Origin of the sequence: Duffyella sp. Ts4, from assembly GCF_051851875.1 — a bacterium.
In the GTDB taxonomy this organism is placed as follows: domain Bacteria; phylum Pseudomonadota; class Gammaproteobacteria; order Enterobacterales; family Enterobacteriaceae; genus Duffyella; species Duffyella gerundensis.
Genome location: NZ_JBLYPN010000005.1, coordinates 195,911 through 213,062, shown reverse-complemented (window position 1 = coordinate 213,062; position 17,152 = coordinate 195,911). Strand labels below are relative to the sequence as shown.

At 60.8% G+C, this 17,152-nt stretch carries 13 protein-coding genes; 4 read left to right on the top strand and 9 right to left on the bottom strand.

Translation table 11 applies throughout. The features are described from left to right. Positions 1-6: 6 nt before the first annotated feature. Together fucP and ACJY2L_RS10770 are read left to right on the top strand one after the other, a co-directional pair. On the top strand, positions 7-1,332 hold the full coding sequence (gene fucP, locus ACJY2L_RS10775) for an L-fucose:H+ symporter permease (RefSeq protein WP_439213653.1): 1,326 nt from the start codon (positions 7-9) through the stop codon (positions 1,330-1,332). Further along, on the top strand, positions 1,329-2,342 hold the full coding sequence (locus ACJY2L_RS10770) for an aldose 1-epimerase family protein (protein WP_439213651.1): 1,014 nt from the start codon (positions 1,329-1,331) through the stop codon (positions 2,340-2,342). Before fucP ends, ACJY2L_RS10770 begins: the two co-directional genes overlap by 4 nt. 28 nt (positions 2,343-2,370) lie before the next feature. On the opposite strand, the gene urtE is transcribed toward ACJY2L_RS10770, so the two are convergent. The 8 genes from urtE to atzF all read right to left on the bottom strand — a co-directional run bounded on the left by urtE (position 2,371) and on the right by atzF (position 13,978). Further along, entirely contained in the window at positions 2,371-3,069 is a 699-nt protein-coding gene (gene urtE, locus ACJY2L_RS10765; protein ID WP_439213650.1) for an urea ABC transporter ATP-binding subunit UrtE, read from the bottom strand. 1 nt (position 3,070) lies between these two features. Beyond that, a complete protein-coding gene (urtD, locus tag ACJY2L_RS10760; RefSeq protein ID WP_439213649.1) occupies positions 3,071-3,862 on the bottom strand; it encodes an urea ABC transporter ATP-binding protein UrtD in 792 nt (263 codons plus the stop codon). Continuing rightward, on the bottom strand, positions 3,855-4,931 hold the full coding sequence (gene urtC / locus ACJY2L_RS10755; RefSeq protein ID WP_439213648.1) for an urea ABC transporter permease subunit UrtC: 1,077 nt from the start codon (positions 4,929-4,931) through the stop codon (positions 3,855-3,857). The genes urtD and urtC overlap by 8 nt, the downstream gene beginning before the upstream one ends. Further along, a complete protein-coding gene (gene urtB / locus ACJY2L_RS10750; RefSeq protein WP_439213647.1) occupies positions 4,931-6,493 on the bottom strand; it encodes an urea ABC transporter permease subunit UrtB in 1,563 nt (520 codons plus the stop codon). Before urtB ends, urtC begins: the two co-directional genes overlap by 1 nt. 66 nt (positions 6,494-6,559) lie before the next feature. Then, complete coding sequence (gene urtA / locus ACJY2L_RS10745; protein WP_439213645.1) at positions 6,560-7,828, bottom strand: urea ABC transporter substrate-binding protein; 1,269 nt, start codon at positions 7,826-7,828, stop codon at positions 6,560-6,562. A 23-nt stretch (positions 7,829-7,851) separates the two neighbouring features. Continuing rightward, positions 7,852-8,559, bottom strand: coding sequence for a GntR family transcriptional regulator (locus ACJY2L_RS10740; RefSeq protein WP_187485830.1), 708 nt, complete (start codon positions 8,557-8,559; stop codon positions 7,852-7,854). Positions 8,560-8,561: 2 nt separating this feature from the next. Then, complete coding sequence (uca, locus tag ACJY2L_RS10735; protein WP_439213644.1) at positions 8,562-12,179, bottom strand: urea carboxylase; 3,618 nt, start codon at positions 12,177-12,179, stop codon at positions 8,562-8,564. Beyond that, a complete protein-coding gene (gene atzF, locus ACJY2L_RS10730) occupies positions 12,179-13,978 on the bottom strand; it encodes an allophanate hydrolase (protein ID WP_439213643.1) in 1,800 nt (599 codons plus the stop codon). Before atzF ends, uca begins: the two co-directional genes overlap by 1 nt. 261 nt (positions 13,979-14,239) lie before the next feature. Here atzF and sltY point away from each other — a divergent pair, with 261 nt between their 5' ends. Together sltY and trpR are read left to right on the top strand one after the other, a co-directional pair. Continuing rightward, on the top strand, positions 14,240-16,165 hold the full coding sequence (gene sltY / locus ACJY2L_RS10725) for a murein transglycosylase (protein WP_439213748.1): 1,926 nt from the start codon (positions 14,240-14,242) through the stop codon (positions 16,163-16,165). A gap of 44 nt (positions 16,166-16,209) precedes the next feature. Further along, entirely contained in the window at positions 16,210-16,536 is a 327-nt protein-coding gene (gene trpR / locus ACJY2L_RS10720) for a trp operon repressor (protein ID WP_067427846.1), read from the top strand. Here the strand turns inward: trpR and yjjX are convergent. Beyond that, positions 16,522-17,064 carry an inosine/xanthosine triphosphatase gene (gene yjjX, locus ACJY2L_RS10715; RefSeq protein ID WP_439213642.1) on the bottom strand — a complete coding sequence of 181 codons (543 nt, stop codon included), beginning with the start codon at positions 17,062-17,064 and terminating at the stop codon, positions 16,522-16,524. The genes trpR and yjjX overlap by 15 nt on opposite strands. Positions 17,065-17,152 lie beyond the last annotated feature (88 nt).

Genomic DNA, 17,152 nt, shown 5'->3' with positions numbered 1-17,152 from the left:
TCCACCATGCAACCGATCACTGCGCAGCAACCCGACGGCTATTTAAACAAAACGCCTTTGTTTCAGTTCATTCTGCTCTCCTGCCTGTTTCCGCTGTGGGGCTGCGCCGCCAGCCTCAATGACATTCTGATTACCCAGTTTAAAAGCGTGTTTGCGCTCAGCGATTTTGCCAGCGCGCTGGTGCAGAGCGCCTTTTACGGCGGCTACTTTTTGATTGCCATTCCCGCGTCGCTGGTGATCCGCAAAGCGAGCTACAAACTGGCGATTTTGATGGGGCTGGCGCTCTATATTGTTGGCTGCGTACTGTTTTACCCGGCGTCGCACATGGCGACTTACACCATGTTTCTGGCGGCGATCTTTGCCATTGCTATCGGCCTCAGCTTTCTGGAGACCGCGGCCAATACCTACAGCTCAATGATTGGCCGGCGTGAACACGCCACGTTGCGGCTCAATATCAGCCAGACGTTTTATCCGGTTGGCGCACTGATGGGCATCGTGCTGGGCAAATATCTGGTGTTTCAGGAGGGCGACAGCCTGCACAGCCAGATGGCCGCCATGAACCCGGAGCAGCTGCATGCCTTCCGTCTGAGCATGCTCGAACACACGCTGGAGCCCTATAAATATCTGGTGATGGTGCTGGTAGTGGTGATGGTGCTGTTTATGTTTACCCGCTATCCGCACTGCAAGCCGGAAAGCAACCGCACCTCGCTGCCGTCGCTGAGCGAGACCTTCCGCTATCTGGCAACAAACCGCCGCTTCAAACGCGGCATCGTGGCGCAGTTTCTCTACGTCGGCATGCAGGTGGCGGTCTGGTCATTCACCATTCGCCTGGCGCTGAATCTCGGTGCGGTTAACGAACGCCACGCCTCTAACTTTATGATTTACAGCTTTATCTGTTTCTTCCTCGGCAAGTTTATCGCTAACTTCCTGATGGCGCGCTTCCGGGCGGAAAAGGTGCTGATCGCCTATTCGGTGCTTGGCGTATTTACCCTGCTCTACGTGATGCTGGTGCCTGACTTCACGGCGGTGTATGCCGCGGTGTTTGTCAGCTGCCTGTTCGGGCCGTGCTGGGCGACCATTTACGCCAATACGCTGGCAACGGTTGAGAACAAATACACCGAGGTGGCGGGCGCCTTTATCGTTATGGCGATTGTGGGCGCAGCGTTTATTCCGGCGCTGCAGGGGCTGGTCTCTGACCATCTGGGATCGATGCAGCTGGCGTTCGGCGTGTCGCTGCTCTGCTTTGTCTGGGTCGGCTGTTATTTCTGGGGTGAGCTACGCCACAACAAACTGCGTCGCGCCAGCGGCCAGCTGGCACAGGAGGCGTTATGAGTACACGCATCCATCTGTGCCGGGAACAATTCCAGGCCACGCCGTTTACCCTGCTGGAGAATGCGGCGTTCAGGGTTGAGCTGTTTCGCTATCCGGCAGGCGTTGAAGCGGTCCGCATCAGCAACCGCCGTGGCTACGCGATCGTGCTGCCTTTTTATGGGCAGATGATCTGGGATGCGGCCTTTGATGATCGTTCGCTGACCATGGGCAACGCCTTTAGCCAACCGCTGCCCGGTAGCAGCATTATCGATACCTACGGCTGCTTTGCCTTTCACTCCGGCCTGCTGGCTAACGGCTGCCCGGCGGCGGAAGAGATCCATCCGCTGCATGGCGAAATGCCGTGTGCCCGCATGGATGCCGCCTGGCTGACGCTGGAGGAGGAGAGCGTATCGCTCTCTGGCGAGTGCGAGTACATCAAGGGATTTGGCCATCATTATCGCGCCACGCCGGCGGTGCGCCTGCAAGCCGACGCACCACGTCTGCAGATTGAGATGTCGGTGACGAACCTGGCGGGCGCACCGATGCCGCTGCAGTACATGTGCCATATCAACGCGGCGTGGGTGGATCAGGGGCGCTTTGTGCAGTCGATTCCGGATACGGCATTTTCCCTGCGCAGCAGCATTCCGGCGCATGTGCGGCCAACGCCCGCCTGGCGCGATTACACCGCGCAGCTGGCCGAGCAGCCGCAGCAGTTTGCCGTGCTGGATCGGCCAGAGCTGTACGATCCGGAAATCGTCTTCTTTGCTGACGATCTGGCGCAGTATGGCGATATGCTGCAGTTTGAGCTGCATTCGCCAGAAGGCTATGCGCTGATGACGCGCTTCTCCAGCCAGCAGTTCAGCCATGCCACACGCTGGATCCTGCATAATGCCGATCAGCAGGTAGCCGCCTTTGTACTGCCGGCCACCTGTCGGCCAGAGGGATTTCGCGCGGCGCAACAGGCGGGTACGCTGCTTAGCCTGGCGCCCGGTGAAACACGGCACTTCTCGGTAGAAACCGGCCTGTTATAAAGGCCCCCAGGGCAGCGATCCCGCTGCCCTAAATCGCTACCAGACCGCGCACGCCCTCTTTTTCCATCTCCGCACCGCGGCCACGCTGCACGATCTCACCACGTGACATCACCAGATAGCTGTCGGCCAGTTCAGCAGCAAAATCATAGAACTGCTCCACCAGTAAAATCGCCATATCACCGCGCTGCGCCAGCTGGCGGATTACCGCACCGATCTCTTTGATCACCGACGGCTGGATGCCTTCAGTAGGCTCATCAAGAATCAGCAGCTGCGGTTTGCAGGCCAGCGCCCGACCAATCGCCAGCTGCTGCTGTTGGCCGCCGGAAAGATCGCCGCCGCGTCGCTGTTTCATGTCGTGCAGCACTGGAAAGAGCTGATAAATTTCTTCGGGCACGGTTTTTCCCTGTGCGCCGGAGAAGCGCGACAGGCCGATCAGCAAATTCTCTTCCACGGTCAGACGCGGAAAGATCTCCCGGCCCTGCGGCACATAGGCGATGCCCGCCTGCACACGCTGATGCGGTTTACGTTGATTGATCACCGACTGCTGCCAGTGAATGGTGCCGGACTTCACTGGCACCACGCCCATCAGGCATTTCAGCAGCGTGGTTTTGCCCACGCCGTTACGCCCCAGCAGGCAGGTAATTTCGCCCGGCGGCGCGCTGAAAGAGAGGCCGCGCAGAATATGGCTGCCGCCATAATATTGATTGAGATCGGTTACGGTTAACATGTTAGCGCCCCAGATAAACGTCGATGACCTGCTCATTGGCCTGCACGTCGCGCAGCGAACCTTCCGCCAGCACCTGGCCCTGATGCAGCACCGTCACGTGATCGGCGATGGTTTCCACAAAACCCATGTCGTGCTCGACCACCATTAGCGAATGCGTGCCCGCCAGATCACGAAACAGTTCGGCGGTCCAGGCGGTTTCGGCATCGGTCATGCCCGCTGCCGGTTCGTCGAGCAGCAGCAGGTGCGGCTCCTGCACCAGCAGCATGCCAATTTCCAGAAACTGTTTTTGGCCGTGCGACAGCAGCCCCGCCAGCCGTGCACGCTCACCGCCGAGCCGCAGCATTTTCAGCACCGCATCGATGCGATCGCGCTGAGCGCTGTCGAGCCGGGCGCGCAGGCTGGTCCACACCGATTTATCGGTTTTCAGGGCGATCTCCAGGTTCTCAAACACCGTCAGCGCCTCAAACACCGTGGGTTTCTGAAACTTGCGGCCGATGCCCGCCCGAGCGATCTCCACCGGCGTCAGGCGAGTCAGATCGCTGTTCTGGTCGTAAAGCACCGTGCCGCTGTCGGGCCGCGTTTTGCCGGTGATCACATCCATCAGGGTGGTTTTACCGGCGCCGTTGGGACCGATAATGCAGCGCAGTTCGCCCACGCCGATCTGCAACGACAGATCGGTCAGCGCACGAAAACCGTCGAAAGAGACATTGATGCGATCCAGCTGCAGCACCGGATCGCTCTGCTGACGCCAGCGGTCCGCCGGATGCGGCTGGGTAAAAAGGGAATCAGTCATCTTTCCTCCGTCGCAGCAGGCCGATCACGCCGCGTGGTAAAAACAGCGTCACCAGGATAAACATCAGGCCGAGAAAGAACAGCCAGAACTCCGGGAAGGCAACGGTGAAATAGCTTTTGGCTCCGTTGACCACCGCCGCGCCCAGCAGTGGGCCGATCAGCGTGCCGCGGCCACCCAGCGCCACCCAGATAGCCGCTTCAATCGAGTTAGTCGGCGACATCTCGCCGGGATTGATAATGCCAACCTGCGGCACATACAGCGCGCCCGCCAGGCCACACAGCACCGCCGAGAGCGTCCAGACAAACAGCTTGAAGCCGCGCGGATCGTAGCCGCAGAACATCAGCCGGTTTTCCGCATCACGCACCGCGGTAAGCACGCGACCAAACTTGCTGCGCGCCAGTGCAAAGCCGATCGCCAGGCTGGCCAACAGCAGCAGCACGGTGGCGATAAACAGGCCGATGCGCGTGCTGATGGCGCTAACCGGGAAGCCGAGCAGGGTGGTAAAGCCGGTAAAGCCGTTGTTGCCGCCGAAGCCGGTTTCATTGCGGAAGAACAGCAGCATCCCGGCGTAGGTCAGCGCCTGGGTCATGATCGAGAAATAGACGCCTTTGATTTTTGAGCGAAAGGCGAAGAAGCCAAACAGCAGCGCCAGCAGGCCAGGCACCAGCATAATCAAGAGAAGCGCCCAGGCAAAATGCTGGGTGCCGACCCAGAACCAGGGTAGCTCGTGCCAGGAGAGAAACGACATAAACGCTGGCAGCCCGTCACCCGCTGTCTGGCGCATCAGGTACATACCCATGGCGTAGCCGCCAAGGGCGAAGAACAGCCCGTGTCCCAGCGACAGCAGTCCGGCGTAACCCCACACCAGATCCAGCGCCACGGCGACAATGGCATAACAGAGAATTTTGCCGGTCAGCGTTAGCGTGTAGGCCGACAGGGCCAGCGGATGATCCGCCGGTAGCAGCGCCAGAAACGGCATCGCCAGCAGCATCGCGGTGATCACTATGCCCAGTGTCAGGGTCAGACGCGGCGCTTTGCGCGCCGCGGTAAGCGTCATCGGTTGTGTCATCAGTCGATCACCCTTCCTTTCATGGCGAACAGCCCCTGCGGCCGTTTCTGGATAAACAGCACGATCAACACCAGAATCAGGATCTTGCCCAGCACCGCGCCGATCTGCGGTTCCAGCACCTTATTGAGAATGCCGAGGCCCAGCGCGGCGACCACCGTACCGGCCAGCTGACCGACGCCGCCGAGCACTACCACCAGAAAGGAGTCGATAATGTAACCCTGACCGAGTTCGGGGCCAACGTTACCCAGCTGCGACAGCGCCACGCCGCCCAGCCCGGCGATACCTGAGCCAAGGCCGAAGGCAAGCATGTCGATGCGTCCGGTGGGCACGCCGCAGCATTCGGCCATGGCGCGGTTTTGCGTCACGGCACGCACGTTCAGGCCAAGGCGAGTTTTGTTCAGCAGCAGCCAGGTGAGGATCAGCACCGCCGCCACAAACAGGATCACCGCGATACGGTTATAAGGCAGCACCAGATTAGGCAGCAGCTGCAGCCCGCCAGAGAGCCAGCCGGGGTTCGCCACCTCCAGGTTTTGCGCACCGAACAGCATGCGCACCAGCTGGATCAGCATCAGGCTGATGCCCCAGGTGGCGAGCAGCGTTTCCAGCGGCCGACCATAAAGGTGACGAATGATGGTGCGTTCCAGCAGCATGCCCATGGCGGCAGTGATAAAAAAAGCCACCGGCAGCGCCAGCAGCGGATAAAAGGCCAGCCATTCCGGGGCCAGACGCTGAAACAGATTCTGCACCAGCCAGGTGGCATAGGCGCCAAGCATCAGCATTTCGCCGTGCGCCATATTAATCACGCCCAGCAGGCCGTAGGTGATCGCCAGCCCCAGCGCCGCCAGCAGCAAAATGGATCCCAGCGATAGGCCGCTAAATGCCTGACCCAGCAGCTCGCCCCACATCAGACGCTTTTCTACCTGATGCAAGCTGGCAACCGCAGCGGCGCGCACCCCGGCATCGGGTTCATTTTCCTGCAGGGTGAGCCGCTGCAGGCTGGATTGCACCTGCGGATCGCCGGTGGTGCCGAGCCGCTGCACCGCCTGCAACCGTACCGCTGCCTGCGCATCGCTGAGCTGCAGGTTGGCAGCTGCCAGCAGCAGCGCGTCGCGCACCGCGGCAACCTGTTCCCGTTTCAGCTGCTGCTCAATCAGCGGCAGCTGCGCGGGCAGGGCATCGCGCTGCAGCGCCATGGCAGCACGCAGACGCGTCTGTTCATCGTCGCTGACCAGCTGATGCGACGCGAGCGCACCGGCAATCAACACGCGTAACCGGTTATTCATAAAAAGCTTTTTGGTGGGGCCGTCGGGCGTGGCGCTGCCTTCCAGCGCCACCAGCTTGCCCGCCTGCTCGCTGAACGGCTGTTTGTGCTGATCCACTACCAGCGTTTCCTGGCGCAGCGCCTGTAACAGCGGCAGGCGTGCTGGATCGGGCTGTGCGGCCCACTGTTGCAGCAGCATGGCCTGCTGCGTACGGCTGGCCGCCGCGAAATCGCCGGCTGGCCCGGCGCTGGCAAACAGTGGCAACAGCAGCAGGCTAAAAAGAAGAGGGCGTATATTCATCACTGACGTCCCGATGAGCGTGGCTGGGAGAAATGTCCCCTTCCGCTTGCGGAAGGGGAAGGCGAACTACTGGCTCGATTTCACCGGATGATTCGGCTTTTTGTCGTTGCCCGCGATGTAGGGGCTCCACGGCTGCGCCCGCACCGGCTGTTCGGTTTGCCAGACCACGCTGAACTGGCCGTTCTCTTCCACTTCGCCGATCATCACCGGCTTGTGCAGATGGTGGTTGGTCTGATCCATGGTCAGCGTAAAACCATCCGGTGCTTTAAACGTTTGTCCCGCCATAGCGGCTCGCACTTTATCCACGTCGGTGGTGCCCGCTTTTTCCACCGCCTGTGCCCACATATGGATGCCGACGTAGGTTGCTTCCATGGGATCGTTGGTCACTACGGTATCGGCATTCGGCAGCTTTTTCGCTTTGGCCCAGGCGCGGTAATCGGCCACAAATTTGGCGTTGGTCGGATTATCCACAGACTGGAAATAGTTCCAGGCGGCGAGCTGCCCTACCAGCGGTTTGGTGTCGATGCCGCGCAGTTCCTCCTCACCTACCGAGAAGGCCACCACCGGAATATCCGTGGCTTTGATACCCTGATTGGCCAGCTCTTTGTAGAACGGCACGTTGGAGTCGCCGTTGATGGTGGAGACCACCGCAGTTTTGCCACCGGCAGCGAATTTTTTAATGTTAGCCACGATGGTTTGGTAATCGCTGTAGCCAAACGGCGTGTAGACCTCTTCGATGTCGCTGTCCCTGACCCCTTTGCTGTGCAGGAAGGCGCGCAAAATTTTGTTAGTGGTGCGTGGATAGACGTAATCGGTACCCAGCAGGAAGAAGCGTTTGGCGTTGCCGCCATCTTCGCTCACCAGGTATTCCACCGCCGGAATGGCCTGCTGGTTTGGCGCGGCGCCGGTGTAAAAGACGTTGGGCGACATCTCTTCGCCCTCATACTGCACCGGATAAAACAGCAGGCCGTTCAGCTCTTCAAATACCGGCAGTACCGATTTGCGCGAAACCGAGGTCCAGCAGCCAAACACCGCCGCCACCTTGTCCTGGCTCAACAGTTGACGCGCTTTTTCTGCAAACAGCGGCCAGTTTGAGGCGGGATCAACCACCACCGGCTCCAGCTTTTTGCCGAGCACGCCGCCTTTGGCGTTGATCTCATCGATAGTCATCAGGGCGACATCTTTCAGCGGCGTTTCGGAGATCGCCATGGTGCCGGAAAGCGAGGACATAATGCCCACCTTGATGGTCTCCGCCGCCTGCGCGCTCCATGACAGACCCATGCCGACTACGGTCGCGGAGAGGGCAAATACCTTAAGCAATGCACGTCTTTTCATCTCTGAACCCTTAAAAGTAGAAGTTAACTGGTGAGTGGATGCCTGGCCTGTTGCAGCATGTGTAATGTGATTTTTCTGACTTCTGCCTTGCTGACCGCGATATGCTCGGTCAGCAAGCGCTGCGCCTCCGCGGTCTGTTGCTGTAAAACCGCCTGTAAAATGGCGGCGTGTTCGCGGTATGTCGCCGCTACGCGATCTTCGCGGGTAAAATCGAGGCGGCGAATAATACGAATCTTCTCGGTAAGTTCGGCGTGGATGCGTGCCATTTCGCCGTTGCCTGCCGCGGCCACCAGCGTCATGTGAAACTGCTCATCCAGCGCAGAGGTGATCGCGCCGGGCTCCGGTAGCGGCTGCGCGGTCCACAGCTGGCACAGTTCCGCCAGCCGTGCGGCACAGGTGGCGGTGGGCAGCAGGCAGAGTCGGCGGATCGCCTCGCACTCCAGCACGATGCGCAGCTCGTAAAGCTCCTCGAACCAGGCGAAATCAAACGGCTTGATCTGCCAGCCGCTGCGGTAAAACACCTCGACGTAGCCTTCGCGTTCCAGCCAGAACAGCGCCTGACGCACCGGCGTGCGGCTGACCGCCATCCGCTCGGCGATCTCACTTTCGGTGAAGCGATCGCCGGGCATCAGCCGGAAGTCGAAAATGTCATTTTTCAGCGTCTGGTAGATGCGCTCGGCCAGTACCGCGGGCTGACCTTTGGCCCGCTTCTGTTGGAAATCCAGCGACATCGTCAGACGTCCAGCCAGAGCAGCGCGTCACCGGGCGTCACTGGGCGGCCCGCCTGACAGGCGATACGTCTCACCTGGCCCGCCTGCGGCGCGGCGATCGCCAGCTCCATTTTCATCGCCTCCACCACGATCAACGTATCGCCTGCGGCTACCCGATCGCCTGGCTTGACCAGCACTTTCCAGATATTGCCGCTGATGTCGGCGCTGACCTGCAGGGCATCCGTCTCGTCGGGCCGTGCCTCGGCAGGTGCGGCGGCGAGCAGCGCTTCCGGCTCCTCTTCTGTCCACAGCTGCACCTCCTCGGCAAAGGCGATCGCCTGGCGCGCGCGGAAGTCGCTGATGTCTGCGGCATGCTCAGCCAGAAAGGCGTTGTGCGCGGCGAAATCAAAGGTGGTTTCTTCAATGCGAATGGCGGCGCGGCCCTCGCGAAAATCGTCGCGCAGCGTCGCCAGCTCCGTTTCGCTGACCGGATAGAAGCGCACCTGATCGAAGAAGCGCAGCAGCCAGGGCTGGTCGGCGCTGAACTGCCCGTTTTTCAGGAAGGTGTTCCAGATGGGCAGCGTGCGGCCCACCAGTTGATAGCCACCGGGGGAATCCATGCCGTAGATGCACATATACATGCCGCCAATGCCCACCGTGCCTTCGGCGGTAAAGGTGCGCGCCGGGCTGTATTTCGAACTGAGCAGACGATGGCGCGGATCGATCGGCACCGCACAAGGTGCGCCGAGGTAGACATCGCCCAGCCCGAGAATCAGATAACTGGCGTCAAACAGGATATCGCGCACCGCATCGCGGCTGGCGAGGCCATTAATACGCTGGATAAAATCGACGTTGTTGGGCAGCCATGGCGCGCTGGCGCGCACCGTTTCCCGGTAGCGTTCAACCGCACCCAGCGTGGCGCTGTCCTCAAATGCCATCGGCATCCAGACAATGCGCGAGGGCACTTTCATTGTGGAGACATCGCCCAGCGTCTGCTCAACGGTCAGCAGCAGCGCGATCAGCGACGGTTGCGCCAGCTGCTGGCTGTCATAGCGGATTTGCAGTGAGCGTACGCCTGGCGCCAGCTCCAGAATCGCCGGATGTGCCCGTTCGTTGAGCGCCTTCATCAGCAGCCAGATGCGCAGCCGCAGCGCCAGGTCGAGTACGTTTTCACCATATTCAATCAGTACATAGCTGTCGCCCGCCTGGCGATAAACCACCGCTGGCGAGGTGGCGGTTGCGGGCAGCGACGCCAACAGGGTAGCCGACCGGCCGTCCTGTGCGCTCAGCGTTGGGGTGGCGAAGGTCGGTACTGGAACTGGCTTAAGCTGTGCAACGATCTGGTTATGAGTCTGCTCCAGCGCCTGTGCCTGCTCAAAACCGATTGGATGAAAGCGTATGCGATCGCCGGGCTTCACTTGGCCGACTTTCCACAGTTCCGCTTTGGCGATGGTGACCGGACAGACAAAGCCGCCGAGGCTTGGGCCATCGCGGGTGAGGATCACCGGAAAATCGCCGGTGAAGTTCACCGCACCAATGGCGTATTCGCAGTCATGCACGTTGGAAGGGTGCAGGCCCGCTTCGCCGCCGTCGGCGCGCGTCCACTGCGGTTTCGGCCCGACCAGCCGCACACCAAGGCGATTGGAGTTGTAGTGCACCTGCCATTCGCTGGCAAAAAAAGTATCGACAGAGGCTTCGGTAAAGAAATCAGGCGCACCGTGCGGCCCATAAAGTACGCCGATTGACCATTCATCGCCGTAATGCGGGATCAGCGCGCTGTCCAGTGGCTGCGGTGCATCGGTGGGCGCGGGGGTGGTGCAGGCGGCCAGTGCAGGCTGTGAGATCGGCAGCATATCTGCCACGCGCAGCGTACGCCCGGCGTGCCCGCCAAATTCGCCCAGCGCAAAGGTGGCGCGGCTGCCGAGATAGAGCGGCACGTCGAAGCCGTTACGCACCGCCAGATAACCCCGGCAGCCGGTTTGCGCACGGCCCAGCTGCAGCGTCTGCCCGGCACGCACGGCGATCGGTTGCCAGAGCGCCACCGGCTCCTCATCCAGCCGGGCGCCGCAGTCAGCGCCGGTCAGGGCGATCAGCGCCTCGCTGTGAAAGCGCAGCGTGGGCCCTTGCAGGGTAAACTCCAGGCCCGCCGCCTCAACGGCGTTGCCGACGATGCGGTTAGCCAGCCGAAAGGCGAAATCATCCATCGGGCCGGAAGGCGGCACGCCGATATCCCAGTAGCCGGTGCGGCCAGGATAATCCTGGATGCTACTCCAGGTACCGGGTTGCAGCACTTCCACCACTGGCGAACGGGCCACAAAACTATCAAGCAGGCGCGTGGAGGCATTGCCCTGCTGAAAGGCGTCGTGGGTGATCACCTGACGCAGATAGTCGAGGTTGGTAGCAATGCCGTGTAACTGCGTGGCGGCCAGCGCCTGCGCCATTTTTGCCAGCGCCGCGGTGCGGTTTTCGCCATGCACTATCAGCTTGGCGATCAACGGGTCGTAAAAAGCCGAGACCGCTGAGCCGGTGTCGATGCCGCTGTCGACGCGCACGTCGGGTGGAAAGCTGACTGCGGTTAATATTCCCGGGCTCGGCTGGAAGTTCTTCAGCGGATCTTCCGCATAAAGCCGCACTTCGATGGCCGCGCCGTGCGGTGCCTGCTGCAGACGTGCCCAGTCGATGGGGTCACCGGCGGCGACGCGCAGCATCTGCTCGACCAAATCGAGGCCGGTTACCGCTTCGGTCACCGGGTGTTCAACCTGCAGTCGGGTGTTAACTTCCAGGAAGAAAAAGGCGTCGTGCAGCGGATCCCAGATATATTCCACCGTGCCCGCGCTGCGATAGCTCACCTGTTCACCGAGCCGCACGGCGGATGCCAGCAGCGCGGCGCGGGTCGCGGCGGATAAGCCAGGCGCAGGTGTCTCTTCTACTACTTTTTGATTACGGCGTTGCAGCGAGCAGTCACGTTCGCCCAGTGCGACCACCTTGCCCTGGCCATCGCCAAAAATCTGTACTTCCACATGGCGGGCATTGTCGATGCAGCGTTCCAGAAATACGCCTGCGTCGCTGAAAAACTGTTCGCCCAGGCGGCGCACGCTCTCCCAGGCAAGGGTCAGCGCCGCGGCATCTTCACAGCGGGTCAGGCCGATACCGCCACCGCCCGCGGTGCTTTTCAGCATCACCGGATAGCCAATCTGTCCGGCGGCAGCAAGCGCCTCCGGCAGCGAATCGAGCAGCGCGGTGCCCGGCGTCATCGGCACGCCCGCTGCCGCCGCCAGCTCACGGGCGCGGTGCTTCAGGCCAAACTCACCAATTTGCTGCGCGGTAGGACCAACAAAGGCGATACCCGCCTGCTCACAGGCATCGGCAAACGCCAGGCTTTCTGACAGAAAACCGTAGCCCGGCCAGATCGCCTCGGCACCGGTCTGGCGGGCGGCATCGAGGATTTTATCGATGCGCAAATAGCTGTCGCTGGCTTTGTCACCGCCGAGCGGCACGGCGATATCCGCCTCTTTAACGTGACGCGCATTGTGATCGACGCTGGAATAAACGGCCACGCTGGTGATTCCGAGGCGCTTCAGCGTACGAATGGCGCGGCAGGCGATCTCACCGCGGTTGGCGATCAATACGGTGCTAAACATCAGTGCGTCTCCCTCTGAGCCAGCCAGTTACGCCAGCCGCCAAAATGTGTGATTTCCGTGGCCTCACTCAGCGCCGCCGGTTCGCAAATAAAGCCTTTTACCTGACGACCATCGGCCAACTGCAGCGTGCCAATGCCGAGAGGTGCCGGGATCTCCTCAACAAATTCACCAAAGCGGGCCAGCGGCATATCCCACAACTCCACGGTAATCGCGCCGCCGGTCTCTGCCCGCATCAGGCCCGGCTTGAGAATCGGACCGCTGGTCAGTGCATACAGGCGATAGCGCGCGGCGGTGGTGGTCTCTTCCACCAGCACGGCGTCGCGGGTGGTGAGCTGGAAATTGAGCGGCATGCCGGTGAGATGCGCACCGACCACCGCCAGCCGCACGTGCTGTGGCGAGGACGGCAGGGCGGCAGGACGCTGTGCAGGCGGCGCCTGGCCGGTGGCGCCCAGCGGCAGCGCCATCTGCTGCTGCCAGCGCAGGCCAAAGTCCGCCAGCGCGCGATCGTGCCAGGCGGGCGCGATTAACGTGATGCCTGCGGGCAGGCCGTCGTCGCGGAAACCGGCCGGTAGCGCCAGCGCCGAGAGATCGGCGAGGTTAGTGAAATTGGTGTAGATGCCAAAATGTGAGTTATAGAGGATCGGCTCCTGCGCCATCTCCGCCAGCGTATGGATGGTCGGCGAGGTGGGCACGATCAGCGCAGCAAACTGCGCCAGCGTTTGCTGAATCTGGCGCGCCAGATCGGCACGCTGATATTCCGCCTGCCAGGCATCGACCGCGCTGTACTGCAGGCCGCTGGCGACAATCGATCGCACCACCGGATCCATCTCTTCCGGCTGCTGCAGCATATGACCCACCGCCGCGGTGCGCTCGGCGACCCACGGGCCAAAATAGAGCTGCTCCGCCAGCTGATGAAAGGCGTGCATATCAATCGGGTGCAGGGTGGCGCCAAGCGCGGTGAGGGCGGTGAGCGCGCGTTCCCAGGCCGCCTGCGCCTGGTTATCGCCAAAAAATTGCGGACTGGCGGGAATGGCAAAGGCTGGACTGGCGGGCAGCGCGGCGGGCGCGGTAGCCGGATCGTGACGTGAATAGCCGTCTGCGCTGTCATAGCCGCCAGCGAGCGTCGCCACCTGCCAGGCATCTTCCACGGTGAGCGCGAAGATGGAGAGCGTATCGTTCAGGCGGCAGGCGGGCACCACGCCACGTGCAGACAGCCAGCCTTTGGTGGGTTTCAGGCCAACGATGTTGTTAAAGCCTGCTGGCACGCGTCCTGAACCTGCCGTGTCAGTTCCCAGCGAAAAGGCGACCAGACCGCGCGCCAGCACCGACGCGGAACCGGAGCTGGATCCACCGCTGACGTACGCCGGGTTGAAGGTGTTTTTCACCGCGCCGAACGGCGAGCGGGTCCCCACCAGTCCGGTGGCAAACTGATCGAGGTTGGTTTTGCCGATCACCACCGCGCCCGCGGCTTTGAGCTGCGCCACGGCAAAGGCGTCGGTCTCGGCGATATAGCGAAAGGCCGGGCAGGCGGCGGTGGTCGGCCAGCCGGCCACATCAATATTGTCTTTCACCGCAAACGGCACGCCAAACAGCGGCAGCGCGTCGGGATCCTGCCGATAGCGCGCGATCAGCGGTGTGAGCTGCGCCTGCAACTGTTCAGGTGTGGCCAGCCAGAGCCAGGCATTATCAGAGGTGGAGAGCGCGGCAAGGTGCGCTTCCAGCGTCGGAATGATGCGTTCCGCATCCTGCTGATAGTGCTGCTGCCAGGCCTGCAGCGTGAAGCCGAATGTCGATGCCATAATCGGGGTTCCATCTGGTATACAAGATGGGATTCAACAGAGCAAAGGCCGTGCCATATTTATAAGCATTTGATTGTTATTGGATACGCATCAGCTATAAGTTTTTGTGATGCTTTTTTGCACAGCAATGGCGCGACGCATGAACGATCGCGGTGCGCTGGGCGTGACAGGTAAATTTTCTTCAGGACATGGCAAGAGGTCAGTCCCCTGGTTAGCATGAAGGGAGCCAGGCATGCAGTCGGGCAGTGCGACAAAGAGGAGATGCAAGTGGAGAAGTGGCATTATTGGATGGCCGGCGTGTGCCTGATGAGCGTAACAGGCAGTGCTTTTGCCGATTCCCTCAATCAACAACGCGAACGTTATCAGCAAATCAAACAGGCCTGGGATAACAAACAGATGGATACCGTGCAGCAGATGTTGCCGGGTCTGCAGGACTATCCGCTTTATCCTTATCTCGAATATCGCCTGCTGTCGCAGAATCTGGACAATGAAACCAGCCTGGCAGTCAGCAACTTTATCCGCCGTTATCCTACGCTGCCGCCGGTGCGCACGCTCTCTTCGCGCTTTGTGAATGAACTGGCGCGCCGCCAGGACTGGAGCGGTTTGTTGGCCTTCAGCCCGACCGAGCCGGAGCCGGTTGCCGCGCGCTGCAACTGGTATTACGCCAAATGGGCCACCGGCCAGCAGCAGGTCGCCTATGATGCGGCTAAGACCATCTGGCTGCGCGGCACCGCCTTGCCCGCCGAGTGTGACAAGCTGTTCAGCGTCTGGCAGGCCACCGGCGATCTCTCGCCTATTACCACGCTGGCGCGTATGCGGCTGGCGATGGAAAAAGGCAACGACAGCCTGGTGATTGCGCTGGCGAAAACCCTGCCTGCGGATTATCAAACCATGGCGGCGGCGTTAACGACGCTGCAAAACGATCCGCAAACCGTCGGCACCTTCGCCACCAGCGTTGGACCAACCGACTTCACGCGCCAGGCCACCAGCATCGCCTTTACCCGCCTGGCGCGCCAGGATGTGGTCAATGCGCAGGCGCTGATCCCGCTGCTGGTGAAGGCGCAGAAGATGAGCGACAGCGATGCGCAGGGGCTGAAAGATGCCGTCGCCTGGCGGCTGATGGACAACGATGTCACGCCTGAGCAGGCGCGCTGGCGTGATAACGTCATCATGAGCAGCGAATCGACTTCGCTGCTAGAACGCCGGGTACGTATGGCGCTGGGCAATAACGATCGGCGCGGCATGAACACCTGGATTGCCCGTCTGCCGGTTGAGGCAAAAGAGAAAGATGAGTGGCAATACTGGCAGGCCGATCTGCTGATCGAGCGCGGCCGCAAAGAGGAAGCGAACGAGATCCTGCGTAAGCTGATGCAGTCACGCGGCTTCTATCCGATGGTCGCCGCGCAACGGCTAGGGGTTGATTATCCGCTGCAGATCAACGAGGCGCCGCGTCCGGACGGTTCGGTCGGGCAGGGCGCAGAGATTGCCCGCGTACGCGAGCTGATGTACTGGGAGATGGACAACCTGGCGCGCAGTGAGTGGGTCCGGCTGATCGCCAGTAAAACGCCGTCCCAGCAGCAGATGCTGGCGCGTTATGCGCTGGAGCGCGGCTGGTGGGATCTCAGCGTGCAGGCGACTATCAGCGGCAAGCTGTGGAATAACCTGCGCGAGCGCTTCCCGCTGGCGTATCAGGATCAGTTTGCCCGTGCGACCGCAGGTAAGCGCGTGCCGCAGAGCTATGCGATGGCAATTGCGCGTCAGGAGAGCGCATGGAACCCGAAGGCGCGTTCACCGGTGGGCGCCAGTGGCCTGATGCAGGTGATGCCCGCCACGGCGACGCATACGGTGAAAATGTTCGATATTCCCGGCTATGTTAACAGCGGCCAGCTGCTGGAGCCGCAGACCGGCATCCAGATTGGCACGCAGTATCTCGATTACGTCTATCAGCAGTTTGATGAGAACCGTATTTTCTCCTCGGCCGCCTACAACGCCGGACCGTCGCGCGTGCGCAGCTGGCTGGGAAAAAGTGCCGGACGGCTGGATGCGGTGGCGTTTATCGAAACCATTCCCTTCTCAGAAACGCGTGGCTATGTAAAAAACGTGCTCGCTTACGATGTCTATTATCGTTATCTGATGGGTCAGCCCGACAAGCTGATTGCTGACCACGAGTGGAATCGCCGTTACTGAGTGTGCTATCCTTCCGTACTCGCTAACGAGTACGGAAGCCCTTCATGATCCCAGCATCTTTATCTGACGACCCACAAAGCAACGACGACTGGCTGCGTTTTATCACGCTGCTGCAGCGCGCGTTTGAGCAGGATTTGCAGCTGCCGCTGTTGCAACTGATGATGACGCCTGACGAGCGCGAGGCGCTGGGCACCCGACTGCGGATTATTGAGGAATTGATGCGCGGTGAGATGAGCCAGCGTGAGCTGAAAAGTGAACTGGGCGCCGGTATCGCAACCATTACCCGTGGCTCAAACAGTTTGAAAACCGCGCCACCCGCGTTGAAAAGCTGGCTGGAGGCGCAGTTGCTGAACGGATCAGATAAGATCTGAGTCGATCGTTTTCATCTGGTAAAGCGGATGATGAAACGGGCTGAGCGCGAGAATCAGCGCCTGATGATAGACGCTGCTGCGACTGAGCAGGTCTTTCGTAAACGCACCGATGGCGCCGCCCTGATGCTTGATGTTGGCGACGCCGGTCAGCCGCGCCATCTCATCGCCCAGTTCACGTCCCTGTGCGATGCCGCTGAGCACCACCGGCGGCAGCACAAAGCTGGCGGAACGCGATTCGCCGCGCTGTTTGTGATCTTCAATCACCATCCAGGCGAATGCAGTATCCTCTTCAATACCGGCCTCAATGGCTACCCAAAAATCGGCTTCCGGGCGCACCTGACGTGCATTCATCACGCGCTGGCGTGCGCCAGTTCTCGTTTCCAGGTTGGTAAGCGGCTGGGCGGCGACGCCGCTATCGACCTCGACGCCTTCAATATGGCAGGATGCCTCGCCGAAAACGTCGTTGAATGCCTGAGCTATTGCACTAATTTTCGCCGGGTTTTTGGTGGCAGCGACAACATGGTACATAATAAGGCAGTTCCTTTTAAGTGATCGTGGTGCTGAAAGTAGCCGGCCAGCAGACGCTGAAACCCGGGGCCGCCTTCAGAAAATTTGA